The sequence below is a fragment of the Granulicella sibirica genome (genome assembly GCF_004115155.1).
In the GTDB taxonomy this organism is placed as follows: domain Bacteria; phylum Acidobacteriota; class Terriglobia; order Terriglobales; family Acidobacteriaceae; genus Edaphobacter; species Edaphobacter sibiricus.
Genome location: NZ_RDSM01000001.1, coordinates 2,403,421 through 2,427,466, shown reverse-complemented (window position 1 = coordinate 2,427,466; position 24,046 = coordinate 2,403,421). Strand labels below are relative to the sequence as shown.

Sequence of the window (24,046 nt, the reverse complement as noted above, 5' to 3'; positions counted from 1 at the left end):
TCCCGCCAACATAAGGCGTCGTATAGTTTCCCGCATGCGCAGCGTCAAATACTTCGGTGCGAACAGCCTCGACGGCTTCATTTCCCGCGCCGACGGCTCAGTCGACTGGCTCTTCATGGATCAGGACTACGGCATGTCGCGCTTCTTCGCTAGCGTCGACACGGCCATCATGGGCCGCAAGACGTACGACACCATGCAGCAAATGTCACCGGGCCAGACTTTCTTCCCGGGCATCAAGCACTACGTGCTCTCGCGCAGCCAGCAGCCGGGCCAACATGGCGCCTTCACCTTCCTCTCCGGCGACCCCGTCGAGTGGCTCGCCGAACTCCGTAGCCGTCCCGGCAAAGACATCTGGCTGGTTGGCGGAGGCGAGCTCCTGCGTGAGTTCCTTCAGCACCATCTGCTCGACGAGATCGTCCTCACCATCCATCCCCGTCTGCTCGGCTCCGGTGTTCCGCTCTTTCCCGAACCGTACCCTGAAACCGAGCTCGAGCTCGACCACTGCGACCATTTTTCAACCGGCCTTGTGCAGGTCTTCTACCGAGTCAAGCACTGACAATCTTCCGTGCGAGCAGACTGGTAGACTCGGTTTGTCATTTTGTGATCTGCGGAGGATCTCTTGGTAGAGCTCGCCTTTTCGATTCTGGCGTCTGATTTCGCGCACCTGGCCGACGAAGTCGCCCTGGCCGAGCGCGGCGGTGGAACCATCGTCCACGTGGATGTGATGGACGGCCACTTCGTCCCGAACATCACCTTTGGGCCGCCGATGGTGAAGGCGCTTCGCCCGGTTACGAAGCTTCCGCTCGACTGCCACCTCATGATCGAGGATCCCGACCAGTTCATCCCGGCCTTCGCCGAGGCGGGTGCGGACATGATCAGCGTCCATCAGGAGGTGTGCCGCCACCTGAACCGCACCTTGCAGCACATCGCCGATCACAAGATGCTTCCCGGCGTGGTCATCTGTCCGGCGACACCTGTCGAGGCGATCATCGAAGTCCTTCCGATGGTTCACTATGTGCTCGTCATGAGCGTAAACCCGGGCTTCGGTGGACAGAAGTTTCTGCCGCGTTCGATCGAGCGGATTCGCCAGCTGGCGACCATCCGCGACGAGATGGGGCTCAACTTTCGTATCGAAGTCGACGGCGGCGTTGCTCACGATACGGTGGCGAGCGTGGTCGAAGCAGGAGCGGAGATGCTCGTCGCCGGCTCCGCCATCTTCCAGCCGGGTAAGACAGAGGCGAACGCGGAAGACTTTCTGCGGGTTGCCCGGGCCGCGGCAGAAGAGGCCTGAGAGCCCGAACAGGGCTTAGAATAGAAGGACGCCGGGCAGCGGTGCGCCGGGCGGGCAGGACGACGGGATGCCCGTCGGCAGGTTACAAGGGTTCGAGGTTCAACAATTGATGGCGAAGCGAGTGTTTTTTCCGACGATACGGGCCGGTCTTTCGGCCGGAATCATCATGGCCGGATGGATGGCGGGCGGTCTGGCCTCCGGCACGACATGGGCGCAGGCGACTGCTACCGGCACGTTGAGCACCGGCACAGCTCCCGCCGCGGACGCGCAGCCAGAGACGCAGACCGAGCAACAGGAGAACAAGACCCCACCTCCAGTCGTCTCCACGCCACTCGACAAGATCAAGAAGGATAAGTCGAAAGAGAAGAAAGACAAGTCGGAGAAGGTGATCCAGTCCAAGGACACCCGCGCCGCCAACCGCAAGCTCAAGAAGACTGACCCGCTCGCCGGCGTCGACGCCAAGCTGCCCGATAAGCAGCTTTACGACAAGGCACAGGCCGCCATCAAGCGCGGACGTTACGACGTTGCCCGCCTCGATCTCCAGACGCTCCTGAACACCTACCAGGATTCGCAGTACCAGATGCGCGCCAAGCTCGCCATCGCCGATAGCTGGTACCGCGAGGGTGGAAGCGCCGCGCTCACCCAGGCCGAGCAGGAGTACAAGGACTTCATCACCTTCTTTCCCAACGCGCCCGAGGCCGCCGAGGCCCAGATGCGCGTCGGCGACATCTACTTTCGCCAGATGGACAAGCCCGATCGCGACTACGCGAAGGCCACCCACGCCGAGGAAGAGTATCGCCTGATGCTGCAGCAGTTTCCGGAGTCGAAGCTTGTGCCCGATGCCAAGCAGCGTCTGCGCGAGGTGCAGGAAGTTCTTGCCACGCGCGAGGCAAGCATCGCCGCGTTCTACGCGACGCGTGAAAACTGGCCCGCGACCATCGCCCGTTACCAGACGGTCGCCGACACCTATCCGCAGTTCAGCCACACCGACGACCTGCTTGTGGCGCTCGGCGATGCCTGGGAAGCGGAAGCCCGCTACGTGCGCAGCATCAAGCTGAGCGAGTCGGCCAAGGCCGCGCTCGAGAAGACGTACGATGGCCGCGCCGCCGACGCCTACCGCAAGGTCGTCCTCGAGCACTCTGCTTCGGCTCACGTCGAGGATGCGAAGGACCGCCTCGCCGCGATGAACCTGCCCATTCCAACGCCGACTCCGGAGCAGATCGCCAAGAGCACCGAGCTTGAGAACAGCCGTGGCCAGTACAGCCTGGTGGGCCGCGCCCGTCTGCTCGTCTTCCACACACCGGACGTCGTCCAGACCGCGCGTGTCGGCGAGCCTTTGCTCACCGATCCGGCTCCGACGCTCGCGCCGGCCGTCCGCAAGGAGATCATCGAGGATTTCAACACCTCGATGAACCCGAACGCAGCCAGGCCGGCGGTTACCGCGACAGCGGCTGACCCGAACGCACCAGCCAACGCGCCCGAGACAGCAGCCGCTCCGGCAACCCCGGCCGCTCCACTTGCCCTGACGGACGTTCCTGCCGCCGATGCCGCGGGTGGCAGCACGACCGTGATGACCGGCTCACCCACAAATTCGACTGCCCCAACGACCTCTGTCGGAGCCGAAGTCGTCAGTCCGGGCAGCAACGCGGCCCCGCTCGGTAGCCCCGCCGATATTCCGCGCTCCGGCGCGCCCGCAGGCACCGCGGCGACCGGTGGCCTGCCGATCGCGGGTCCGACGAACAACACGCCTCTGCCTGCGGTCGAGAAGGCTGGCATGGCTCCTGATGCCGTCAACGACATCAAGCCCGGAACGGCGCCACCCGCGCAGACTCCGGCGGCTAACGGCAAGAAGACGAAGCCTGAGTTCGACAAGAGCGAGGAGTCTTCGAGTAAGCACAAGAAGAAGAAGGGTCTCAAGAAGTTGGATCCGCTCTAGAAAGAACGCTGTTCAGCAAGAAGGGATGCGGCCAACGCTGCATCCCTTTTTTACGCTTCCAGCCAGCCTCCGGATCCGCATCGGAAACGCGAAATCTGCCCCTTACCGAAGCTCTTCCCCTCCCAAACCATCTCCTGGATCGCCATCTCCGCGCCGTCCGCCCGACCACTGAGTTCGATCAGGTTCCAGCCGTTCGCCTCACCCCGCGTGCGCGTCGAGACAGCCGTTCCCGCCTGCGCCACGACCGCGCTATAGCTCACGTTTTCCTTGTAGCGCGTGGTCGTCACGAGCGATTGCCCGGTATGCAGATGGCCGGAAAGAAACAGGTCGACTCCGCACTTCGAGAAAGCCTCCATGGCCATCTTCGACCGCGAGACGAGGGGATGCTTGAGATCCTCCATGGGCAGGTCCATCGGATGGTGCGTCACCACAACGCGCACGGCGTTCTCCTTTGCGCGCCCGAGCTGTTCGCATGCGGTCTTCACCTGGCCCTGGTTGATGCGGCCATCCTTGCGGTTGAGCAGGCGCACAGTGTTGATCCCCGCAATCGCCACATCGCCCATGTCGAGGTACGGCGAAAGGTCCTCGGTGATGAACCTCTGGTAGCGCTTCAGCGGCCGCGTCAGCCGCTCGAGGAGGTTCGTTGCCGAGACGTCGTGGTTTCCCGGCACCACGAGGTGCGGCACCTTCGGCATCTCGCGCAGGAAAGCCCTCGCCTTGCGAAACTGCGCCTTCTTCGCTCGCTGCGTCAGGTCTCCCGAGACGACGATCACATCCGGCTTCGTCTTCCGCAAAGACTCAAGCAGCCCTTCGACAATCAACGCGTCCTCGTGCCCAAAGTGAATGTCCGAGATATGGGCCAGGAGCGTCACGCGGATAACTCCTCCACAACCGGTGACACAACGGGGACAGGTGCCATCACCTTCAGCGCGCCGGGCCGTATGCGGTACTGCAGAGGCCCCTTCAACCGGACGATCTCGCCATCAAGCGACACATGCGAGACGCGCCGCCGAAGGTCGACGGTAAACTCCTCCACGCAGTACGATTCGAAGTGCGGATCCTGCTGCACCTCATGAACCCGCCGCATCAACGCGGCAAACGTCAGCCGCAGGAGGCTTCGCCGCGTCGCACCCGGAGCCATGTAGAGGTACAGCTTGCCCGCATCGAGCTTCTTCCGTGTCCCCGCTTCGCTGCCTTCCATGCAGTACTCGTTGTTGCCCACAAAGACGAACGGCGTCATCCGCATCATGCGTTCTTCGCCCGGCACCGACACGCACACGGAGATGTGCTTGAAGCGCACGAACGCCCGTGCCGACGCCACAAGAAGAGACAGCCACTTGTTCCAGCCAACCTTCTTCAGCCGCTCGCGGTGCAGCACCATGCCCGGATAGAAGCCGACGCTTGAGTTGTTGACGAAGAAACGCCCGTTGACCTCGCCAAGATCAACGGAGCGCGCCTCACCCTCGGCGATCACCTTCGCCTCGTCCATTAGCGCTGCGGGCAGACCAAGGTCCTTGGCGAAATGATTCAGCGTTCCCATAGCGAGCACGCCCATCGGAGCCCCCGACCCTGCCATAGCCGAAGCAACGGCGCTGATGGTGCCGTCTCCACCCGCCGCGACGACGAGCGTCTCCGGCCGCCGCGCGGCCTCCCGCACAAGCTTTGCCACGTCCATGCGCGGACGCAGGCTCGTGACCTCGCACCTCAGCCCGCTCTCCCGGAACGCCGCCTCGACCTCACCGCGCCGGCCCGCGCACCCGCCGGATCGCTCGTTCATAAACACACGTACTCGTGCCGGCATCGCCACCCCGTACGTATCTAGATGCAGCAGGCCTAGGATCGGCTGAAAGCTAAACGACTCTATTCTGCCGGATCACTTCCTCGTAGAACTTCGCGCTCAGCTTCGGCGTGCGCTTCTGTGTCTTGAAGTCGACGTAGGTGATCCCGAACCGCTTCTCGTAGCCATCCGCCCACTCGAAGTTGTCCAGCAGACTCCACAGGAAGTATCCCTTCACCGGCACGCCATCCGTGATCCCCCGCTGCAGGTGCATCAGGTAGTTCCGCAGGTACATCGTGCGATCCGTGTCGTAGATCTCCCCATCGGGAGCGAGCACATCCGCGGACGAAGCTCCGTTCTCGGTGATGTAGATCTCCTTGACACCCCACACATCCGCCAGCAGCTTCGGCCCCCAGTACAGTGCCTCCGGCCCGATCTTCAGCCATGGGCTTGCCATCGTCGGATACGTGCTCGTCCAGGGCACCACCGCATAGCCCTTCTCCGAACGGTCCGCCCGCACAAACAGTGGCGTGTAGATATTGATCCCGACGAAGTCCATCGGGCTCGAGATCGTCTTCAATTCCTCCGCCGTGAACTTCGGGGCATCCGCTCCAAGACGCTTCAGATAGTGCTCCGAATACTTGCCGTCCAGGATGACCGAGAGGAACATTGCGTTCTCCTCGCGCATCGCTTTCCGCGCGGCCGCAATATGCTCCTCGTTCTCGATGATCGGGGTCGTGGCCGTCGCATTGTCCGCGATTCCAACCCTCGTCCCTGCCTTCGTCGACGCCCGGATCGATTGCACGCTCATGCCATGCGCAAGCACCACGTTGTGCGTCAACTGCGCCAGCGGCCCCGGAGCGAGCTTCTTTCCCGGAGCATGCGTGCCGCTGCCATAGCCAATCTCGACGAAGCTACGCATCTCGTTCATCGTCATGAAGTGGCGCACCCGATCCGACAGCTTCCCTGCGGTGTAGGCTGCATAGTCGGCGAACGCCTTCGCGGTATCCCGGTTTTCCCACCCGCCCTTGTCCTCCAGCGTCTGCGGCAGATCCCAGTGGTACAGCGTGCAGTATGGCTGAACCCCAGCGGCCAGGAGTGTATCGACCAGTCGGTTGTAAAAATCCACCCCGGCTGCGTTCGGCGAACCTGTGCCGGTCGGAAAGATCCGCGACCACGCTACGGAGAAGCGGCAGGCCTTCAGCCCCATCTCCTTCATGAGCTGAATGTCTTGCTTGTACCGGTGGTAGAAGTCGTCGGCGACGTCGCCCGTATCGCCGTTATGGACCTTCCCCGGCGTGTGCGAGAACGTGTCCCACACCGTCGCACCGCGTCCGCCCTCATGCACCGCGCCCTCCACCTGGTACGAGGCTGTTGCCGAACCCCAGAGAAAGCCCTCGGGAAAGTGCCTGCCATTCGGCGCATCGCCCGCGGGAGCAGACGGGGCAAGCGCAGAGGCTGCGGAAGGCAGGGAGAGTGCGGCGGCAGACGCGCCGAGCGTCTGCGCAAACATCCTGCGGGAGATTTTCTTGAACACGATAGACCTCTTTCCTTCGCGACGATACGCGAAGGTCAGCTTAGCTGAGTCGTACGAGTCATGGCGAATCACCCCTATGCTTCCGTCCCGCCACTCTCGACCAGCGCCAGCAGCCCCGCTTCATCCAGCACCTTCACCCCCAGCGACTCCGCCTTCTCAAGCTTTGAACCCGCCTCTTCGCCCGCGACCACGTAGTCGGTCTTCTTGCTCACCGAGCCCGAAACCCGCCCGCCCGCGCCTTCAATCATCTCCTTGGCCGCATCGCGCGTCAGCGTCGGAAGCGTCCCGGTCAGCACGAACGTCAGCCCACCAAGCGTGGTCGTCGTCACCTTCTTTTCGGCCTGCATGGTGAAGCCAAGCTCCTTCAACCGCCCCACCAGCACGCGATTCTTCTCGATCGAGAAGAACTCCACGATCGACTCCGCCACCCGCGGCCCTACTTCGTTCACCGCCTCAAGCTCCTCCGCGGTCGCCGCCATCACCGCGTCCATCGACCCGAACTGCCCCGCCAGCAGGGCAGCCGTCCTTTCCCCCACAAAGCGCATGCCCAGCCCGAACAACACACGCGCCAGCGAGGCCGACTTCGACCGCTCGATCTCGTCCAGCAACGCCTGCGCCGACTTCTCCCCCACCCGCTCCAGCGCCACGAGATCGCTCTTCTTCAGCGTGTACAGGTCCCCGATCCCGCAGATCAGCGGCGGAAGTGTGCCTTCCTTCTGTTCGGCGACGACGGACGCCTCGACCGCATCCTCCCCAAGCACCTCCAATGCCTCTTCCTTTGGGACGATCGCCGCGCCATTCGCATCCCTCGGCGCGAGGAGTTGGACGACCATCGCATCCCCAAGGCCCTCGATGTTCATCACCTTCCGCGCCGCCCAGTGCAGAAGCTCCTCCGACACACGCGCCGGACACTGGATGTTCAGGCAGCGCCAGTCCACCTCGCCTTCGGCCTTGATCAACGGCTGCCCGCACCGCGGGCACGCCTCCGGAAACAGAATCTCCCCCGAGCCCCTCAAATGCTTCTCATCCTCGACCACCTGGATGATCTTCGGGATCACATCCCCGCCGCGCTCCACCTGGACATAATCACCGATCCTCACCCCGAGCCGCGCGATCTCGTCTGCATTATGCAGCGTGGCCCGCGTCACCGTCGTCCCGCCGATCGACACCGCCGCAAGCACCGCCACCGGCGTCACCTTGCCCGTCCTGCCCACCTGGAACTGCACTCCATCGAGCTTCGTCACTCCCGCCCGCGCCGCGAACTTGTACGCGATCGCCCAGCGCGGAGCCTTGCCGGTAAAGCCAAGCCTCTTCTGCTGCGCCACGCTATCGCACTTGATCACGACACCGTCGATCTCGTAAGTCAGCGAGTCGCGCATCCCATCGATCTTCGCGATGAAGGCCAGAATCTCATCCACCGTCGACACGGTCGCAACGTTCGGATTCACCCGGAAGCCCGCCGCCCGCAGCGCCTCCAACCCCTCCGTCTGGGTCGGCAGCAACATCTCCCCGGCCTTGTCTCCCATGCCATGCAGGAGGAAGTACGCATAAAACTCGAGCCGCCGCTGCGCCACGATGTTCGGCTCGAGCGTCCGGATCGTTCCTGCCGCCGCGTTCCTCGGATTCGCCGCCGGAGCCATACCCGCCGCCTCGCGCTCCTCGTTCATTTTCTTGAATGCATCGTGCGGAAGCACCACCTCGCCCCGCACCTCGAAGGTCGCGGGCAGCCCGGCCTTCTTCAGCTTCGCCGCCGACACGCTCAAAGGCACCGACCGGATCGTCCGCACATTCGAGCTCACATCCTCGCCGATCGACCCATCCCCACGCGTGATCCCGCGCACCAGATGCGCCGTCGTCTCCCCTGCCCCGCCTTTCGGAGCATAGTGAAGCGCGAGCGAAAGCCCGTCCAGCTTCACCTCGCACACATACCGTACCGTCTCCGAGCTCGGCAGAGCCTCCCGCAAACGCGTATCCCATGCCCGCAGATCCTCCTCGTCATACGCATTGTCGAGCGACAGCATCGCCCGCGAGTGCGGCGTCTTGACGAACCCATCCTTCGGCTTGCCGCCCACCCTCTGCGTTGGCGAGTCCGGCGTCACCAGCTCCGGATGCTCCTTCTCGAGCGCCTTCAGCGCGTTCATCTTCACGTCGTACTGCGCATCCGTCAGTTCGGGCGCGTCCATCACGTAGTACAGGTACTCGTGATGGCGAATCTCCTCGCGCATCGCCTCCGCCTGCTGTTCGACCGTCAATCCACTCTCCGCCATCCGCAACTCCCCCAGCCCACTCCCGCAACCAAGGGAAATTATAGGAGCCGCTGGCTCTTGTACTCTGGACCCCATGGAACCCGTCACTCACATGCTGACCGGAGCCTGCCTCTCGCGGGCCGGCCTCAACCGCAAAGCCGCGTACGCCACCCTCGCCATGACCATCGCGGCCGAGTTCCCCGATATCGACACCCTCTGGTCCGCCGTCGGCCCCATCGCCTCCTTCCAGCACCACCGCGGCATCACCCACACCTTCCTCGGCATCCCCTTCGAAGCCGCCCTCCTCGTCGGAGCCATCTGGACCGTCCACCGCATCCGCACCCGCCGAGCCGCGCCGAAAACGGTCGAGACCGCCGCTCCCATCCGCTGGGGAGTCCTCTATCTCTTAACCCTCCTCGCTCTCCTCAGCCACCTGCTTCTCGACTTCACCAACAACTACGGCCTCCGCCCCTTCTTCCCCTTCAACCCGCGCTGGTATGCCGGATCCATCGTCTTCATCTTTGAGCCAGTTCTCTTCGTCGCGCTCCTCGGAGCCCTCGTCCTGCCGTCCCTCTTCGGCCTCATCGGCTCAGAGGTCGGAGCCACTCGAAAGCCCTTCCGAGGCAGCGGCCTGGCCATCATGGCTTTGTTGGTCATGCTCGGCCTATGGACATGGCGCTACACCGAGCAGCAGAAGGCCATTACCCTCGCCGCATCGCTCGACCTCTCCGCCGCTCTGCCACCCGGAGCCCCCGCCGCCGAAATACTCCGTATCAACGCCAGCCCCTACCCCATCAACCCCTACCGCTGGCACATCACCGTCGAAACCCGCGGCTTCTACCAGATCGCCGAAGCCGACACCCTCCAGGGCACGCTCCCCAACCCGACGTCAAACGACCTCTTCTACCGCTCCCCCACGACCCTCGCCACCCTGGCCGCGAAGCGCAGCCCCCTCGGCGAGGCCTACCTCGACTGGTCGCAGTTTCCCCTCGTCACCGAGACCACCTCCATCACCGGCCCTTACGACCCCGCCGCGCTCTCCACGGTGACCTTCCGCGATCTGCGCTTCTTCTATGACGTCCCCTTCATGAAGGGTCGAAGCAAGCCGCCCCTGACCGGAACCGTCACCCTCGACTCCGACCGGCACATCGTCAGCATGGAAATGAACGGCAAGGCCGAGCGCTAGCCGCTTTGCGTCATGCAGCCATCGACAAGCTGCTTGATCCTGTCCGTGATCGTGCTGCACGGCACGAAGAACGGGGCGTCCGTACACTCCAGCGCGAGTACCTCAGCCGCCTCGTCATAGTGCCACCGCACGGTGACGCCCATCGTCGTCGCCTGCCCATCATTGCCCGAGATCGGCACACCCGCCGACGCACCCTTCGCCTTCAAACACGCCAGCTCCGCCGGTCCCACCCCGGTAAACCTCTGCGGACCACATCCAGCCATCAGCGAACCCCTCCTGTGTCGAGCCTCAAGAAGACTACTCCTCCCCTGGCGCGCTCAAGGAGTCTTCGGCTTCTTCCATCGGGAACTTCGTCCCGCGCCGCCGGTCGAACAGCCGCCGCACGACGAACAGCGCGAGCAGAATCACGACGACGCCCACCACGGCGATCATGATGCCGGAGTGCTGCCGGAACGTTTGCATCACCGTCGCCAACAGCGTCCGCCCGTAAATGACCGTAATGAGCGTCTCCACCAGGAACCGCAGGAACTTGCCGATCAGGATGGCCAGAAAATATGTCAGCGGCTTCATCTCGAAGACACCCGCAGCAATTTCGAACAGCTTCACCGGCATCGGCGGAGGCATCATCGCCGGCACCATGATCGCCAGGAACTCTTGCTTCTCGAAGCGGTCGCGTAGCTTCTCATAGCGCGTCCGATTGATCCGCTTCAGGAGAATCAGCTCTCCGCCGGCCCGCCCAAGGTAATACGGCACCATGCTGCCTACCGCCGACCCAAGCGCCGCCATCAGGCAGTAGAGGACGAATCGCGCATGATCCTGCACGACGTAATCGATCACCAGTGCATCGATTGGCATCGGAATCGACGACGAATCCAGCAGCGCCAGGCCGCCCAGGCCCCAAACACCAAACGGCTTCAGGAAGGCCAGGAGAGCAAGGTTGAATTTGTGAAACAGACTGGCGGGAGACAAAAGTGTAGAGAGGATCACAGGGGTTCCTCTGAGTTTACCCTGTCAGCCGTCGCAGGACCATGAACAGTCCGGCCCGCCAGAAGGTCGAGCGCATGCGGCAGAAGCCCAAGAACCGCGCCCAGGCAGGTCCTCGCCCCCGCCGGGCTGCCCGGCAGGTTGACGACGATCGTGCTGCCCTCGATATTTCCGCCAGGCCGCGCAATGGTCCCGCATACCGAGCGGCTCAGCGGAGCCATCGGCGTCTCGGCGAAGCTCACCGCGCGCATCCTCTCGGCGAAACCCTCGATAATCCGGTCGCAGACCATCCGGGTCGCCTCCGGCGTCACATCCCGTGGCGCGATTCCCGTCCCGCCGGTCGTAACGATCAGATCCACGCTCGCCGCGTGCAGGCGCAACGCCGCCGCAATCAGCTCCAGGTCGTCCGGAAGGATCTCAGCGGCAAGATCCCGCACCCCCGCGCCGCGAAGCATCTCGGTCACCACCGGCCCGGAGCGGTCCACCTGCGTCCCGGCCGTGCAGCCATCGCTGATCGTCAGCACAACCGCGCGGGTATCCTCTCGAAAGCTTCGCGGACTCATCATCACGCGCTAGTGTACGAGACTCAGCGCTTGTACTGCTCGTCGGTCACGTGCTCCAACCAGTCGACAACCTTGCCGTCCAGCCTCTCCTGAATCGCAATATGCGTCATACCAGTCGTCGGCGAAGCCCCATGCCAGTGCTTCTCGCCCGGCGAAAACCAGACAACATCCCCGGGATGAATCTCCTCGACCGGCCCACCCTCCCGCTGCGCCCATCCGCAGCCCGCGGTCACGATCAGCGTCTGCCCAAGAGGATGGGTATGCCACGCCGTGCGCGCTCCGGGCTCGAACGTCACGCTTGCCCCAGCCACGAGCGCCGGGTCGGGGGCCTGAAACAGCGGGTCTATCCGTACAGTCCCGGTAAACCAGTCTGCCGGGCCTTTGCCCGAGGGTTGCGAGCCAATCCGTTTGATCTCCATACCTTCATCCTACCGGTCGTCGAACGTACTTCCAGCGACACCAGATCGCGATGCGGCAGGAGGGGAAAAGATGAGAAAATTATAGGCAGCCGTAACTTTTCTCCCTGAAGACGGGTCTGAGTCTTGAAGGCCTGCGAAGCACAAGAGCTTTTCGGCATCAGAAACTACTAGCCCCACCCCCGGACGGAGACCTTTACGCTCCGGAGAACGTCACACCCTGACGCAGATGCCTACGCTCGAGACACCGCCCAACCCGGCTCCGCCCGACCGCTCCCCCGAGGGCGAAGACCTCGCTGACTCCTCCAAAGGTCCTGTCAAGGTTCGTACTGGCCGCTACGGAGAACTTGAAGAGCACGAGATCATCCACCTCATCGACGCGCTTGACGACGAACGCGCAAAATCGCGCTTTCGCGAGTCGATCTACATCTCGCTCTTCGTCTACATCGCCGTGGCCTGGTTCCTCTTCTACGGCCCGCAGGTCCTGTTCCACCAGCCGCGAGTCATCAACCCCGGTGATGCCCTGCGCGAGCAGCAGAAAGAGCTGACCTACCTCGACATGCCCCCTGATGTCGCAAGGCAGCTCCAGCACAAGCCGACCGACAAGATCGCCGAGAAAGCCCACACCGCCCAGACGGTCAAGCCAACCCTCGATAAGAAGACCCTGCAGCAGCTCAAGAGCATGCGCGGCCCGGCGGCTCCGACGACTTCACCTCTTCCTGCCGCCCCGCAACCCCAGCAACAGCCCGCGCCTCAGCAGGCCCAGCAGCAACCCGCTCCCACGCCACTGCCGCAGCACCCTGCCCAGAGCCCCCAGACGGCCATGGTTGACGCCCCGCGACCCAACATCAAGCCGAACTTCAACAACAGCCAGAGCGCCGGAAACGCCGTCCAGCAGGCGGCCCGCAGCGGTCTCCAGGGCGGAGGCAGCGGAGCCGACTACGACCACTCGTCGCAGGGCTCGCATGGCGGTCTGAACACCGGTGTGGATGTCCTCTCCGACACCGAAGGCGTCGACTTCGGCCCGTACCTCACCCGCATCCTCCGCGAGATCAAGAACACCTGGCTCCCGCTCATCCCCGAGGAAGCCCGCCCGCCGCTCAACAAAGCCGGCGTCACGCAGATACGCTTCTCCATCCTCCCCGACGGCCGCATCGGCGGCATGCGCCTCGAGGGTTCCACCCACGACGATGCCCTCAACCGCGCTGCCTGGGGCTCGATCACCGGCGTTGGCCAGTTCCCGCCGCTCCCTGCCGATTTCAAAGGCCCGAACCTGGAACTCCGCATCCACTACCTCGTCAATAAGACGTCCGAGTAAACTGGGCTCTCCCCCCGCACTCCCAGAGCCCGATGCCTCTGCCGTCCAAAAAGCGCGACCCTTTGAAGACTCGTCACCTGGCCCTCGCGGCAGAGCGCCGGCGCCAGGTTCGCGGTCTTCTCGTCCTCGCCTTCGTGATCCTCGTCGCGAGCATCCTGCGCGCAGGCGTCCCCCGCGTTTTCACCCTGGGCTGGTGGCGGCTTTGGTAGAGCCAGAACTCCCACTCATCGTCCTCGCCGGCCCGACCGCAAGCGGCAAGTCCGGCCTCGCCCTTCGCCTCGCCGAGCACTTCGACGCCGAGATCATCTCCTGCGACTCGGTCGCCGTCTACCGCGATATGGAGATCGGCACCGCAAAGCCCTCCCGCGCCGACCGCGCCCGCATCCCCCACCACCTCATCGACGTAGTCCCCCCGACTGAGCCCTTCACCGCCGGAGACTTCGCCCGCCACGCCCGTGAGGCCCTCGAAGCCATTCGTTCCCGCAATCGCCTCCCCATCATCGCCGGAGGAACCGGCCTCTACCTCCGCGCCCTGCTCGACGGCCTCTTCCCTGCGCCGCCACAGCAACCCGCCCTCCGCGAACGCCTCCGCACCCGCACCTCACCGCACCTTCACCGCGTCCTCACCCGCCTCGACCCCGCCGCCGCCGCCCTCATCCACCCGAACGATCTGCCCAAACTCGTCCGCGCCATCGAAGTCTCTCTTGCCGCCCGCCAACCCCTCACCGAGCAGTGGCAAAAAGGCCGTGACGCCCTCACCGGCTACCGTATTCTCCGCCTCGGCCTCCAGCCCCCGCGCCCGGCGCTCTACGCCCGCATCAACCAACGCGCCGCTCGCATGTTCTCGTCCGAAAACGAAGGCGGCCTCATCGAGGAAACGCGCAATCTGATCGGCAAATACGGCCCACAGCGCCCCTTCACCAGCCTCGGATACGCTGAAGCCACCGCCGTCCTGGAAGGAAAGCTCACCCCACCCGAGGCGATTGCCCTGGCCCAGCAGGGCCATCGCAACTACGCCAAGCGCCAGGCCACCTGGTTCCGCAAGGAACCTGCCTTCCACTGGCTCCCATCCTTCGGCGACGATCCGGCAACCTATACCGAAGCCCTCAGCCTCATGCATCAGCATCTCGAACGAAAACCGCCGCCGGAAGCTGCTCCGTAACCTCCCGCCCCAGCTAAGCTCCTATACTCAAATAAGATGGAGTCCGCTCACCCTCCCTATACTCCCGAGCCTCTCTCAACCTCACCGGCCACAGCGGCCGCTGCTGGAGAACCCGCCAGCCCAAAGCGTCCCTACTTTCGCTTTCGCCGCACAGAGCTCTGGAGCTACTTCGGCCCCGCCTTCGTCGCCTCCGTCGCCTACATCGACCCCGGCAACTTCGCCACCAACATCGAAGGCGGCTCTCGCTTCGGCTATCGCCTTCTCTGGGTGCTTCTCTGGTCAAATGCCATGGCCATCCTCATCCAGTACCTCTCGGCCAAGCTCGGCATCGTCACCGGCCTTACCCTCCCGCAGAACTGTCGCAAGCACTTCTCCCGCACAACCGTCATCAGCCTCTGGCTCGCCGCCGAAATCGCCGCCATCGCCACCGACCTCGCCGAGTTCCTCGGAGCCGCGCTCGGCTTCTATCTCCTCTTTGGCCCCCCGCTCCTGGCCCACGGCCTCGGCCGCACCGAAACACTCTTCATCGCCGGTCTCATCACCTCTGTCCTCGTCTTCGCCATCCTCGCGCTCGACCTCGCCGGATTCCGCTGGCTTGAGGCAGGCATCATGGCGTTCGTCGGCATCATCGGCCTCTGCTACGGCTTCGAGGTCTTTCTCGTCCACCCCGACTGGCACGCCGTCGCCTTCCACGTCCTCATCCCCAGCCTCGACACCGCCTCCTCCGCCAGCTTCCACCAGAGCATCTACCTCGCCGTCGCCATGCTCGGCGCGACCGTGATGCCGCACGTCGTCTATCTCCACTCGGCCCTCGTCCAGCCGCGCCTGCACAGCCTCGTCACGCAGTTTCCGAAGCAGATGCACGGCGAAGAGCCGCCACCACGCCGTCTCCCCGGCTTCCGCATCCGCCGCCGCTATCTTCGCTTCGAACTCATCGACGTCTTCGTCGCCATGAACGGTGCCTGGCTCATCAACTCCGCGATGATTGTCGTCGCGGCAGTCGCCTTCACCCACCTCGGCAGCCCTGTCACCGACGTCGAGCGCGCCTACCAAACCCTCGGCCCGCTCCTTGGGCCAGCCGCCGCCACCGTCTTCGCCGTGGCCCTCCTCTGCTCCGGCCTCTCGTCCTCGACCGTCGGCGTCATGGCCGGACAGGTCATCATCGAGGGCTTCCTCTCAATCAAATTCCCGATCTTCCTCCGCCGCCTCATCACCATCATCCCGGCGCTCATCGTCATCGCGGTCGGCCTCGACCCGCTGAAGATCCTTATCCTCTCCCAGGTCGTCCTGAGCTTCGCTCTTCCCTTCGCGCTCATCCCCCTGCTCCTCCTGACCAACCGCCCCGCCGTCATGGGCGACTTCGCCAGCGCCCTCCGCACCCGCGTCGCTGGATGGACCTCGATCAGTATCATCCTCATCCTGAACGCCGTCCTCCTCAGCCAGATCGCCTTCGGCAACTAACGCTCCAAGCCCCGCGGCGCTTCCCGAAAGAGCATCTCTACCCCAAACGACGTAGCTCCGTCGTTCGCCCGACCCTACTTAAACCGAAGAAAATTGCCGATATCGCCTCCAGCAGTCCTACTCTCTCGACCGTTGGCGGCCCGTGCGTCTCTCCCTCATAATCTTCGTGCTCTTCGCCGCATCCGCCACGGCCCAGCACACCCTTCACGTCCCCGCCGGCATCCCCACCATCCAGTCCGCCATCGACGCCTCGTCCACCGGCGACACCGTCCTCGTCGCCCCCGGCACCTACTACGAGAACCTAGACCTCCACGGCAAGGCCATCACCCTCCAGAGCGCCCAGGGCCCCTCCGTCACCATCCTCGACGGCCGCCGCCTCGCCCCCACCGTCTCGTTCCTCACCAACGAAACCCGCGCCACCACCCTCAACGGCTTCACCATCCGCAACGGCGCGCCCGCACCCAACTCAGGCATCCACGGCGCCGGCGTCTCCCTCCAGTCCGCCTCGCCGACACTCCTCAACAACGTCTTCACCGGCAACCTCTGCGCCGCCGTCGACGCCACCGCCTCCGCCCCGCTCCTCCAGTCGAACCAGATCACTCTCACCCAGCCAGACGCCTCCTGCTCCACCCAGGCCACCGCACCTATCGTCCTCACCGGCAATCCGGCCGACCCCACCCTCGTCCCCACCCTCCTCGGCAACACCATCGAGCACAACGACCTCACCGCAAGCACCCTCCAGCCCAACGCCGGGGGCATCACGCTCCTCGCCGCCCGCGCCATGCTCCAGGGCAACACCATCCGCTTCAACACCACGCCCGGCAACGCCCCCGGAGCCATCCAGATCTACGCCGAACCCACCCCGACCGGCACCGCGCCCACCCTGATCGAGCAGAACCTCGTCTACGGCAACACCACCGCATGCGGAGCGGGCGGACTCGCCCTTTCAATCCTGAATGACCCAACCTCGACCACGGCGCCGCACCTCGAAGTGCAACTCCTCAACAACACCATCGCCGACGACCACAGCGGCACGACCTGCACCGGCACTCCCGGCGAACTCACGCTAGCCGCAGGCACCCTCCCCTCGCAGGTCGTCCTCGCCAACAACATCCTCGCAAGCTCCTCCGCAATCCCTGCTCTGCAATGCTCCGTCTCGATGCCCGCGCAGTCCTTTCACCACAACCTCCTGCACAACACGCAGGGCCTCATCCTCTCGAGCACGTGTCTCGACTCCGGCGCAAACCACCTCGCTGACCCCATGTTTCTGGACCGCGACCCCTCCACGCCCGACTACCACGTCCACCTGCAATCGCCCGCCGTGGACTCCGGGGCCGACGGCATCTCACCCCTCCCGGCGCAGGATCTCGACCGCACACCCCGCCTCCAGAACGCCACCGATCAGCCCACGGTCATCATCGATCTGGGCCCCTACGAGTATCCAGCCCCACACGTCATCATCCCCAGTTCAACCGTCTTGAACGCAACGCCACTCGCATCTGAAGCCTTCCAGCCCATCACCCTCACCGCCCAGGTCACCACCTCGGGAAGCACGACCCCCACCGGCACCATCACCTTCGCCACCCAGACCCAGGCCCTCGCCACCGTCCCCGTCGACGTCACCGGCCACGCCAGCTTCACCACCAGCACCCTCCCGGCAGCCTCGTACGCCTTCCAGGCGACCTTCTCCGGCTCCGCAAGCGTCTCGCCTTCGACGACCTCCATGCTCCAGACCGTCCACCCGGCAGCCACGCTCCTCGCCTTCTCGGTCACTCCTTCAACCGCCGACAACGCCCAGTCGGTCACCCTCTCCGCCGACGCCCAGGCTCCGCTCTCCACCCGCGTCCCCACAGGCCAGGTGCAGTTCTTCGAAATCCTCCCCGCTCCTGCTGCCCCGACTCTCATCACCACCACGACCCTCAACGCAAGCGGCCAGACCTCCGCCACCCTGCCAGCAATGGCTTCGGGAACGCATCTCATCCTCGCCGCCTACCCCGGCACACCCAACTTCGACCCCGTCAACCTCCCCACAGCCGACGCCCTCACCCTCACCATCGGCGCCCACGGCTACGCCGTCCATCCCAACAGCCCAACCGTGAGCGTCGAAACCCAGCATCACGCGGCAGTGGCCCTGACCCTCACCAGCCTCGGCAGCTTCTCCGGCCCTGTCACCCTTGCCTGCGCCAACCTGCCCGCGCCCGCCACCTGCACCTTCACGCCCGCCACCGTGACCCTCACCCCAGGCGCGTCGGCCCAGGTCAACCTCACCCTCGAAACAGACGCCGTCCCGAACTTCGTCTCGAGCCTCTTCCCATGGGGCCTCATCTCGCTTCTGACGCTCGCCGTCGCGAGGCACCGCGGCAGCAAGCCGATGCTCGTCTGTCTCCTTGTCCTGGCCCCGCTCCTTGTCCTTCCCCTCACCGCATGCGGCACGGGCCAGATCCCCGGCCATCTCGCCCCCGGAACCTACCAGATCGAGGTCACCTCGCAGTCCCCCACCACCACCGCCCAGGTCACCCCCATCACCCTGACCGTAACGCCTTAAGCGGTCTACTCCCTGCTCCCTCATCCCTACTCCCTCTTCCCGGCCACTACATCTCCGCCCATCGCCGCATGAGGTTGTGGTACACCCCTGTCAGCGCCACCGCCGCTCCACTCCCCGGAGCCTCCGCCGCCACACGCTGAATCCCCTGGTCGAGATCGAACAACAACGTCCGATCCGCGTCCGAGCGGATCATGCTCTGAATCCAGAAGAAGCTCGCCACCCGCGCGCCCCGCGTCACCGGCTCGACCCGATGCAGGCTCGTCGCCGGATACAGCACCATCTGCCCTGCCGGAAGCTTCACCGAGTGCGATCCATAACTGTCCTCGACCATCAACTCGCCACCCTCGTACTCCTCAGGCCCAGCGAGAAAGAGCGTCGCCGAGATGTCCGTCCTGATCCTCTGGCCCGTCGAAGCCATCGCCCGGATTGCCGTATCCACATGCGTCCCGAAGTGCCCGCCGCCCGTGTACCGGTTGAACATCGGAGGAAAGACCCGCAACGGCAGCGCCGCGGACATAAACAACGGCGATCGAGCCAGCGCGCCCAGCACGATCTCCCCAAGCTCGGCTGCCAGCGGATGCCCCTCCGGCAACTGGTGATTTTCCTTCACCCGCTGTGCCTGGTATCCAGCCGTCACCTTCCCGTCGACCCAGTCCGCGGCATCCAGCTTCGCCCGCATCTCCTTCACCTGCGCCACCGTCAACACATCGGGAATCGTCAATAACATGGTCGTATCCTCACTCTCTTAACTCGCGTCATTCAAACAAAGAGTCGCCACGCCGGAAGGCGTGGCGACCAGTCACGCAGTCATCCAACTCTAGAACTTGTAGTTCAGCCCGAACAGGGCGTTCCTTCCTTCTCCCGGAACAAGATGGCTCGGATGCGGCTCATCGATGAAGCTCCGGTTCAGGATGTTATTGATGTTCGCCTGCAACGAGATCCTCTCCGTGATCGGCCGCTGCACCACACCGTTGAACGCCCAGTAACCCGGAACCTGCTTCAGCCGTGTCGCCGTCACCACTGCATTTGCCGGAGTCGTTCCCGTCCAGGCCGTCGCGACATACGGAATCGTCGAGCTCGCCGACCGCGACGCCACATAATTCCCGCCAAGGCCACCCGTGAACCGCAATCCAAGCGCCCGGTTCAGCCATACGTTGAACGTCTGCTTCGGCACGTTCGCCAGTGGAGCCCCGATCGCGTTCGGATAGAACTGCGACGCGATCACCTCGCTGTTGAGATAGGCATATCCGGCGATGAAGTCGAACTGGTTCGCCAGACGTCCCGTCACCGAGACCTGCCCACCCCGCACCCTCTGATTTCCAGCCAGCACGGTGATGGTGCTGTTCGCCGGCGAAGTCTCCTTGGCGTTGTTCTTCGTCGTCTGGAAGATCGCCGCGGCAAGCGATAGCCGGTCATGCAGGAATCCCCACTTTGATCCAAGCTCATAGGTCTCGTTCTCCTCCGGCGGCAGAACCGTCGTCGAAACAGAAAGCGACAGCGCCTCGGCCGACGGGTTGAAGCTCGTGCCATAGTCGAAATACACGCTACCGCTCGCCGTCGGCTTCACCACGAACGCCGCCCGGTACGATGGCTTCTTGTCGATGCGATAGAGGAACGTATTCAACTGTGTACTGGCCGTGTACTGTCTCTGCTGCGTGTAGAAGTAGTCGTACCGGATGCCGCCTGTCAGATCGATATATCGTCCCAGGTGGACCGTATCGACGAAGAACAGCCCAGCCGAATCTGCGGCGAGATGGGTTCTGGTGCTCAGCGTCTTGGTCCCGGCGAATGGCAGATCCTCGTTAGGATTCAGCAGCGTAGCGGTCGGCACGCCGGTGAACGTGAACCGCGTCGGGTTCGACATCTCACGTCCGCCCTCCACGCCCACAACCACTGCCTGCGCAATATTCAGGAACCTGAAGTGCAGCAGCGCTTCATCCTGCTGCCACAGATCGTTCTCCACGCTCGCGACTGTGATCTGATTCCGGTTCACCAGGATGGTGGAGGGATCGCTCGGCGCGCCGTTGTTATACGGGCAGAGCTGTGCGGAGTTCAGAACGTTCGTTGGCGCGAGTAAAAGCCCGGTCGTTGGCGAGATCGCACCGTTCGAGCAGACCTGCGGCTCCGTGATCTGCGCGTTCCGTGGATAATTCGCGAACCGCGTGATGCTCCGGAAGCTCGCGTGCTCATTCACATCATGATCCAGCCGCAGCGTCAAAATGTCGTCGTGCGTATTGATGAAGTTGCCATGACGGAAGCCGTAGTACGCGCTGCGTTTTGCCGGCGACGGCCCATCGAGAAGCCACGGAATGCCGTAGTCCGGAATATCGTTCTCTCCCTGGTGAACATAGCTCAACGTCGCCCGCGACTTCGTCCCCATGCCGAAGCTCAGCGAGGGGGCCACACCAAAGCGCCTGTTCTCCACCACGTCGCGACCGGCGACATTCGCCTCATCGCCCATGATGTTCATCCGGAACGCCGCGCCGCCTCCGCCGATCTCTCCCACCGGCTGGTTCACATCCACCGTCACACGGCGTGTGAGGTTCGTGCCAAGCTGTACCGCCCCGCTCACGAGTTTGTGATCGAGCGGCCGCTTGCTCTCCTGGTTGATCACACCGCCCGTCGATCCGCGCCCGAACTCGATGCCCGCCGGTCCTTCCAGCACCTCAACCTGTTCGTAGTTGAACGAGTCGCGGTAGTAGCTGCCGAAGTCGCGGATCCCATCCAGAAAAATATCGTTGCGGGCCGTGAACCCGCGAATCGTCAGGTTATCCCCCTGCGCGCCCGCCTCACCCGCCGCAAGGCTGATCCCCGGAACATTGCGCAGCGAATCCCGCAGCGTCGTGATCGCCTGCTCCTTCATGATGAACTGCGGCACCACCGTCACCGACTGCGGCGTATCCTTCAGCGCCTCGGTGAACTGCCCGAGCGGCATCGTCGCGTCCGCTTGCACGGTCACATCCTCCCGCGCCTGCATCCCCACCACCATTGTCTTGCCGTCGAGCCTGTACTGGAGCCCGGTTCCAACAAGCAGAACCCGCAGACCCTCCGCCTCCGGATACGTCCCCGTCAACCCAGCCGTCGTAAACCCCGCAAGCTTGTCGCCCGAGATGCCTGTCTTCACCTTCAGCCCGGTCGCCGCCTCATACCCCTTCAGGGCTTGATCGAGCGGACCCGCCGGGATCGCGAACGACACCGTCGGCAGATTCGACTCCGCCGCGGTAGGAGCCGCGTTGCTCTGTCCGAACGCCAGCCCGTCGCGTCCGCCGCCGACCATCGCGCACGCCGCCAGAGCCCCGGCCAGGAACGTCCGCCCACCGAGAGAGCTCACACCCTCGGCAGCGCCAAAGCGGTCGAAGCGGGCAAGCCGGTCGTGAACTGGGGTGACACCGGTCACACTCGCCACGTTCAAAGGCTGAGTCTCCTCCCCGCTCGTTGCCGCTCCCTGCTTTCTTCGTTTGCTCTGATTCATCGACGTTCTCCTCAATCCATCCGCCTTACGCATAAGGGCTCTCTCGCTCGGTCGCGGCCTCGTCAACGCAAAGAAGCGCAAGAGGGCTCACTAACCGCTCAGCCTCAAAGCCGCTTCGGATGGCGCAAAATCGCCTCCGAACGCTTCGAAGCCCGTCAAGTTGTGCAAGTTGAACGAGCCGCGGACGTGCCCCTATAATCGGGGACAGTCGTGGGCCTAACCGCTCCGGCTCTCAGGTCCTCGCGGTCTCCTCCAAGAGATCAATCCGCGGGGATCTGTGTACTTCAACTCGTTCGGGCCAGCAGAAAACGACTCCAGCCGCTAAATTTCCCGATGGCCTGAATATACGACAACATCAGTCCGAGATCAATCGGAACATTTGCTAATTCACGAAACAAGTTCCCAATCCCGCAACCTTCTCCTGCACGCGACGATCCCAGCACATTCCCCCTAGAATTCACGTCGTCTTGACCTCCGGCGCATTCGCCTCTTTTACTCTTCTAGGCTTATGCACGATAAATCGATGACGTACGAACTCTCCGACGGCGTGGCCCCGGGCACCCAGATCATCAAGGTCGTCGGCCCAGCCGTCCTGGCGAACCTGTTTCCCCTGCAGGATGAACTCAGAAAGATCCACCCAAGGCTCGCCATCTTCGACCTCAGCGAGTGCGAGTACATGGACTCGGCCGGCCTCGGCATCTGATGAACTTCTACGTCTCCGCCGAAAAAGGCGGACGCAGGATGGCCCTCGCGGGCGTCAGCGAGCGCATCGGAGCCCTTCTCGATCTCACCCGCGTCAAATCCCTTCTCCGCGTCTTCCCCACGGTCGCCGAAGCAGAAGCAGCCGCCTAGATAGCGCACGAACCGGGTGCCCCACATCTCGCTCCTGAGATGTGGGATCGCACGCGTCTCCAGGCCCGCCGATCTTATACACTTCAACCTGACCCATGAGCCTGAAAGCCAAGATCGAAGCCGTCATCTATGCCTCCGAGGAGCCCGTAACCCTCGCCCAGCTCACCGGCCTGCTGAGCCACGAAGCCCAGGCCGAACTCGACCGGATCGAAAGCGCCCAGCAGCACCTCGCGCTCCACCCCGAAGACGCTCCCGCCGAAGCCCCCCAGCCCGAACCGGACTCCGACGACATCGACGCCGGCGACGTCCTCGAGATGGCCGAAGACTCCGACGACACCCCATCCCCACCCGAACTCGTCAGCGAGCAGCCCCTCGCCGAGCTCGCCGCCGAAGCCGCCGTCAGCCAGCCCCCGGCCGAGCAAGCCGCCGAGCCTGCAGCCTCTCCCGAAAAGGATGAGAAGCAACTCGCCCGCGAAGAGAAGGACCGAGCCCGCCGCCTCCGCGAGTACTTCCGCTCCATCCTCGATGAGCTCATCGCCGACTACTCCAGCTCCGAGCGCGGCCTCGAGATCCGCGAAGTCGCCTCCGGCTTCCGTCTCGCCACCAAGCCCGAGTACCACGACGCCGTTCGTGGCTTCGTCAAATCCCTCAAACCCCCGCTGAAACTCTCGCTCCAGGCCCTCGAGACTCTCGCCGTCGTCGCCTACAAGCAGCCCATCACCGCCCCCGAAATCTCCGAGATCCGCGGCGTCGACTCCGGCGGCGTCCTCGGCTCGCTCATGACCCGCAAGCTCATCACCACCGCCGGCCGCAAGCAGGTCATCGGCCGCCCCATTCTCTACAAAACCACCCGCGACTTCCTTTTGCGCTTTGGATTGAAGGACGTGAGCGAGCTTCCCAGCATCGAAGAGTTTGAGAAGATGGCCGGCGAGCTCGCCGAGACAGAAGTTCAGGAGGAGATCCCGATGTCAACTCCACAAACCGAACACCACGCCCCCGAATCTCCCGCCGATCTCGAAGCCGAGCGCGGCGTCCACGCTCCGCAGGCCGACGGCGACCCCACCCCACTCAGCACCGCTGCTGACATGGAACCCACGCCCGACGGCACCCCCGTCCCGCCCGCGTCCGAGCGCCTCACCGGCACCCCGCCCGCATCCGTCGTCCCAGGCGCCGACGACGACCCCACCGAGGCCCCCGAACTCGCCCACCAGATCGAGCGCGACCAGGCCGAGCGCGAGTTCCCCGACCAGGGCTCGAGGCCGTCTCTCCAGCCAAAATAGCCGAACGGAAAACCCGCCGG

General features: G+C 64.1%; 22 protein-coding genes. 12 read left to right on the top strand and 10 right to left on the bottom strand.

Going from position 1 to position 24,046, the window contains the following annotated elements; genetic code table 11:
• Positions 1-34: 34 nt before the first annotated feature.
• The 3 genes from GRAN_RS10080 to GRAN_RS10070 all read left to right on the top strand — a co-directional run bounded on the left by GRAN_RS10080 (position 35) and on the right by GRAN_RS10070 (position 3,227).
• Positions 35-556 (top strand): dihydrofolate reductase family protein, encoded by a 522-nt coding sequence (locus GRAN_RS10080; RefSeq protein ID WP_128912742.1) that lies wholly within the window; start codon positions 35-37, stop codon positions 554-556.
• A gap of 63 nt (positions 557-619) precedes the next feature.
• Entirely contained in the window at positions 620-1,291 is a 672-nt protein-coding gene (gene rpe / locus GRAN_RS10075; RefSeq protein WP_128912741.1) for a ribulose-phosphate 3-epimerase, read from the top strand.
• Positions 1,292-1,358: 67 nt separating this feature from the next.
• Positions 1,359-3,227 carry an outer membrane protein assembly factor BamD gene (locus tag GRAN_RS10070; RefSeq protein WP_241654446.1) on the top strand — a complete coding sequence of 623 codons (1,869 nt, stop codon included), beginning with the start codon at positions 1,359-1,361 and terminating at the stop codon, positions 3,225-3,227.
• Between the two features lie 50 nt (positions 3,228-3,277).
• Here the strand turns inward: GRAN_RS10070 and GRAN_RS10065 are convergent, their stop codons facing one another.
• The 4 genes from GRAN_RS10065 to ligA form a co-directional block, all read right to left on the bottom strand.
• The gene (locus GRAN_RS10065; protein WP_161570922.1) at positions 3,278-4,099 is read right to left on the bottom strand and encodes a metallophosphoesterase family protein; all 822 of its coding nucleotides are present in this window, start codon (positions 4,097-4,099) and stop codon (positions 3,278-3,280) included.
• On the bottom strand, positions 4,096-5,028 hold the full coding sequence (locus GRAN_RS10060; RefSeq protein ID WP_128912739.1) for a diacylglycerol kinase family protein: 933 nt from the start codon (positions 5,026-5,028) through the stop codon (positions 4,096-4,098). Before GRAN_RS10060 ends, GRAN_RS10065 begins: the two co-directional genes overlap by 4 nt.
• Before the next feature lie 49 nt (positions 5,029-5,077).
• Entirely contained in the window at positions 5,078-6,541 is a 1,464-nt protein-coding gene (locus tag GRAN_RS10055) for a GH1 family beta-glucosidase (RefSeq protein WP_192897990.1), read from the bottom strand.
• 74 nt (positions 6,542-6,615) lie between these two features.
• Positions 6,616-8,808: an NAD-dependent DNA ligase LigA gene (ligA, locus tag GRAN_RS10050; protein ID WP_128912738.1), complete on the bottom strand. Its 2,193-nt coding sequence runs from the start codon at positions 8,806-8,808 to the stop codon at positions 6,616-6,618.
• Positions 8,809-8,881: 73 nt separating this feature from the next.
• Here ligA and GRAN_RS10045 point away from each other — a divergent pair, with 73 nt between their 5' ends.
• Complete coding sequence (locus GRAN_RS10045) at positions 8,882-9,973, top strand: metal-dependent hydrolase (RefSeq protein ID WP_128912737.1); 1,092 nt, start codon at positions 8,882-8,884, stop codon at positions 9,971-9,973.
• Here the strand turns inward: GRAN_RS10045 and GRAN_RS10040 are convergent.
• Genes GRAN_RS10040 through GRAN_RS10025 form a run of 4 tightly spaced genes read right to left on the bottom strand, consistent with a single transcriptional unit; the run spans position 9,970 to position 11,939 of the window.
• Positions 9,970-10,236: a hypothetical protein gene (locus GRAN_RS10040; RefSeq protein WP_128912736.1), complete on the bottom strand. Its 267-nt coding sequence runs from the start codon at positions 10,234-10,236 to the stop codon at positions 9,970-9,972. The two genes, GRAN_RS10045 and GRAN_RS10040, sit on opposite strands and share 4 nt — an antisense overlap.
• Before the next feature lie 34 nt (positions 10,237-10,270).
• On the bottom strand, positions 10,271-10,960 hold the full coding sequence (locus GRAN_RS10035; protein ID WP_241654445.1) for a YqaA family protein: 690 nt from the start codon (positions 10,958-10,960) through the stop codon (positions 10,271-10,273).
• On the bottom strand, positions 10,957-11,523 hold the full coding sequence (locus GRAN_RS10030; RefSeq protein WP_241654444.1) for a MogA/MoaB family molybdenum cofactor biosynthesis protein: 567 nt from the start codon (positions 11,521-11,523) through the stop codon (positions 10,957-10,959). Before GRAN_RS10030 ends, GRAN_RS10035 begins: the two co-directional genes overlap by 4 nt.
• Before the next feature lie 20 nt (positions 11,524-11,543).
• Positions 11,544-11,939, bottom strand: a complete 396-nt coding sequence (locus GRAN_RS10025) for a (R)-mandelonitrile lyase (protein ID WP_128912734.1) — start codon at positions 11,937-11,939, stop codon at positions 11,544-11,546.
• 226 nt (positions 11,940-12,165) lie between these two features.
• Here GRAN_RS10025 and GRAN_RS10020 point away from each other — a divergent pair, with 226 nt between their 5' ends.
• The 5 genes from GRAN_RS10020 to GRAN_RS10005 all read left to right on the top strand — a co-directional run bounded on the left by GRAN_RS10020 (position 12,166) and on the right by GRAN_RS10005 (position 18,422).
• On the top strand, positions 12,166-13,254 hold the full coding sequence (locus GRAN_RS10020) for a TonB C-terminal domain-containing protein (protein WP_128912733.1): 1,089 nt from the start codon (positions 12,166-12,168) through the stop codon (positions 13,252-13,254).
• Between the two features lie 62 nt (positions 13,255-13,316).
• Positions 13,317-13,463 carry a hypothetical protein gene (locus GRAN_RS25475; RefSeq protein ID WP_161570920.1) on the top strand — a complete coding sequence of 49 codons (147 nt, stop codon included), beginning with the start codon at positions 13,317-13,319 and terminating at the stop codon, positions 13,461-13,463.
• Positions 13,457-14,416, top strand: a complete 960-nt coding sequence (gene miaA, locus GRAN_RS10015) for a tRNA (adenosine(37)-N6)-dimethylallyltransferase MiaA (protein ID WP_128912732.1) — start codon at positions 13,457-13,459, stop codon at positions 14,414-14,416. Before GRAN_RS25475 ends, miaA begins: the two co-directional genes overlap by 7 nt.
• Before the next feature lie 36 nt (positions 14,417-14,452).
• Positions 14,453-15,877: an Nramp family divalent metal transporter gene (locus GRAN_RS10010; protein WP_128912731.1), complete on the top strand. Its 1,425-nt coding sequence runs from the start codon at positions 14,453-14,455 to the stop codon at positions 15,875-15,877.
• Between the two features lie 142 nt (positions 15,878-16,019).
• Entirely contained in the window at positions 16,020-18,422 is a 2,403-nt protein-coding gene (locus GRAN_RS10005) for an Ig-like domain repeat protein (RefSeq protein ID WP_128912730.1), read from the top strand.
• A 46-nt stretch (positions 18,423-18,468) separates the two neighbouring features.
• On the opposite strand, the gene GRAN_RS10000 is transcribed toward GRAN_RS10005, so the two are convergent.
• Both GRAN_RS10000 and GRAN_RS09995 read right to left on the bottom strand, forming a co-directional pair.
• The gene (locus GRAN_RS10000) at positions 18,469-19,149 is read right to left on the bottom strand and encodes a Fe2+-dependent dioxygenase (RefSeq protein WP_128912729.1); all 681 of its coding nucleotides are present in this window, start codon (positions 19,147-19,149) and stop codon (positions 18,469-18,471) included.
• 90 nt (positions 19,150-19,239) lie between these two features.
• The gene (locus GRAN_RS09995; RefSeq protein WP_161570919.1) at positions 19,240-21,894 is read right to left on the bottom strand and encodes a TonB-dependent siderophore receptor; all 2,655 of its coding nucleotides are present in this window, start codon (positions 21,892-21,894) and stop codon (positions 19,240-19,242) included.
• Positions 21,895-22,417: 523 nt separating this feature from the next.
• On the opposite strand from GRAN_RS09995, the gene GRAN_RS09990 reads away from it, so the two are divergent.
• The 3 genes from GRAN_RS09990 to scpB all read left to right on the top strand — a co-directional run bounded on the left by GRAN_RS09990 (position 22,418) and on the right by scpB (position 24,026).
• Positions 22,418-22,597 carry an STAS domain-containing protein gene (locus GRAN_RS09990; protein WP_128912727.1) on the top strand — a complete coding sequence of 60 codons (180 nt, stop codon included), beginning with the start codon at positions 22,418-22,420 and terminating at the stop codon, positions 22,595-22,597.
• Positions 22,597-22,746, top strand: coding sequence for an STAS domain-containing protein (locus tag GRAN_RS25310; RefSeq protein WP_150133258.1), 150 nt, complete (start codon positions 22,597-22,599; stop codon positions 22,744-22,746). The genes GRAN_RS09990 and GRAN_RS25310 overlap by 1 nt, the downstream gene beginning before the upstream one ends.
• A gap of 95 nt (positions 22,747-22,841) precedes the next feature.
• Entirely contained in the window at positions 22,842-24,026 is a 1,185-nt protein-coding gene (gene scpB, locus GRAN_RS09985) for an SMC-Scp complex subunit ScpB (protein WP_128912726.1), read from the top strand.
• Positions 24,027-24,046 lie beyond the last annotated feature (20 nt).

Excerpts from the sequence above, each read along its gene's own strand:
- GRAN_RS09990 (WP_128912727.1), top strand. The coding sequence starts at position 22,418 with ATGACGTACGAACTCTCCGACGGCGTGGCCCCGGGCACCCAGATCATC.
- GRAN_RS10080 (WP_128912742.1), top strand. The coding sequence starts at position 35 with ATGCGCAGCGTCAAATACTTCGGTGCGAACAGCCTCGACGGCTTCATT.
- scpB (WP_128912726.1), top strand. The coding sequence starts at position 22,842 with ATGAGCCTGAAAGCCAAGATCGAAGCCGTCATCTATGCCTCCGAGGAG.
- GRAN_RS10000 (WP_128912729.1), bottom strand. The coding sequence starts at position 19,149 with ATGTTATTGACGATTCCCGATGTGTTGACGGTGGCGCAGGTGAAGGAG.
- GRAN_RS10030 (WP_241654444.1), bottom strand. The coding sequence starts at position 11,523 with ATGATGAGTCCGCGAAGCTTTCGAGAGGATACCCGCGCGGTTGTGCTG.
- ligA (WP_128912738.1), bottom strand. The coding sequence starts at position 8,808 with ATGGCGGAGAGTGGATTGACGGTCGAACAGCAGGCGGAGGCGATGCGC.
- GRAN_RS10010 (WP_128912731.1), top strand. The coding sequence starts at position 14,453 with ATGGAGTCCGCTCACCCTCCCTATACTCCCGAGCCTCTCTCAACCTCA.
- GRAN_RS10040 (WP_128912736.1), bottom strand. The coding sequence starts at position 10,236 with ATGGCTGGATGTGGTCCGCAGAGGTTTACCGGGGTGGGACCGGCGGAG.
- GRAN_RS10025 (WP_128912734.1), bottom strand. The coding sequence starts at position 11,939 with ATGGAGATCAAACGGATTGGCTCGCAACCCTCGGGCAAAGGCCCGGCA.
- GRAN_RS10045 (WP_128912737.1), top strand. The coding sequence starts at position 8,882 with ATGGAACCCGTCACTCACATGCTGACCGGAGCCTGCCTCTCGCGGGCC.
- GRAN_RS10020 (WP_128912733.1), top strand. The coding sequence starts at position 12,166 with ATGCCTACGCTCGAGACACCGCCCAACCCGGCTCCGCCCGACCGCTCC.
- GRAN_RS25310 (WP_150133258.1), top strand. The coding sequence starts at position 22,597 with ATGAACTTCTACGTCTCCGCCGAAAAAGGCGGACGCAGGATGGCCCTC.
- GRAN_RS10070 (WP_241654446.1), top strand. The coding sequence starts at position 1,359 with ATGCCCGTCGGCAGGTTACAAGGGTTCGAGGTTCAACAATTGATGGCG.
- GRAN_RS10060 (WP_128912739.1), bottom strand. The coding sequence starts at position 5,028 with ATGCCGGCACGAGTACGTGTGTTTATGAACGAGCGATCCGGCGGGTGC.
- GRAN_RS09995 (WP_161570919.1), bottom strand. The coding sequence starts at position 21,894 with ATGAATCAGAGCAAACGAAGAAAGCAGGGAGCGGCAACGAGCGGGGAG.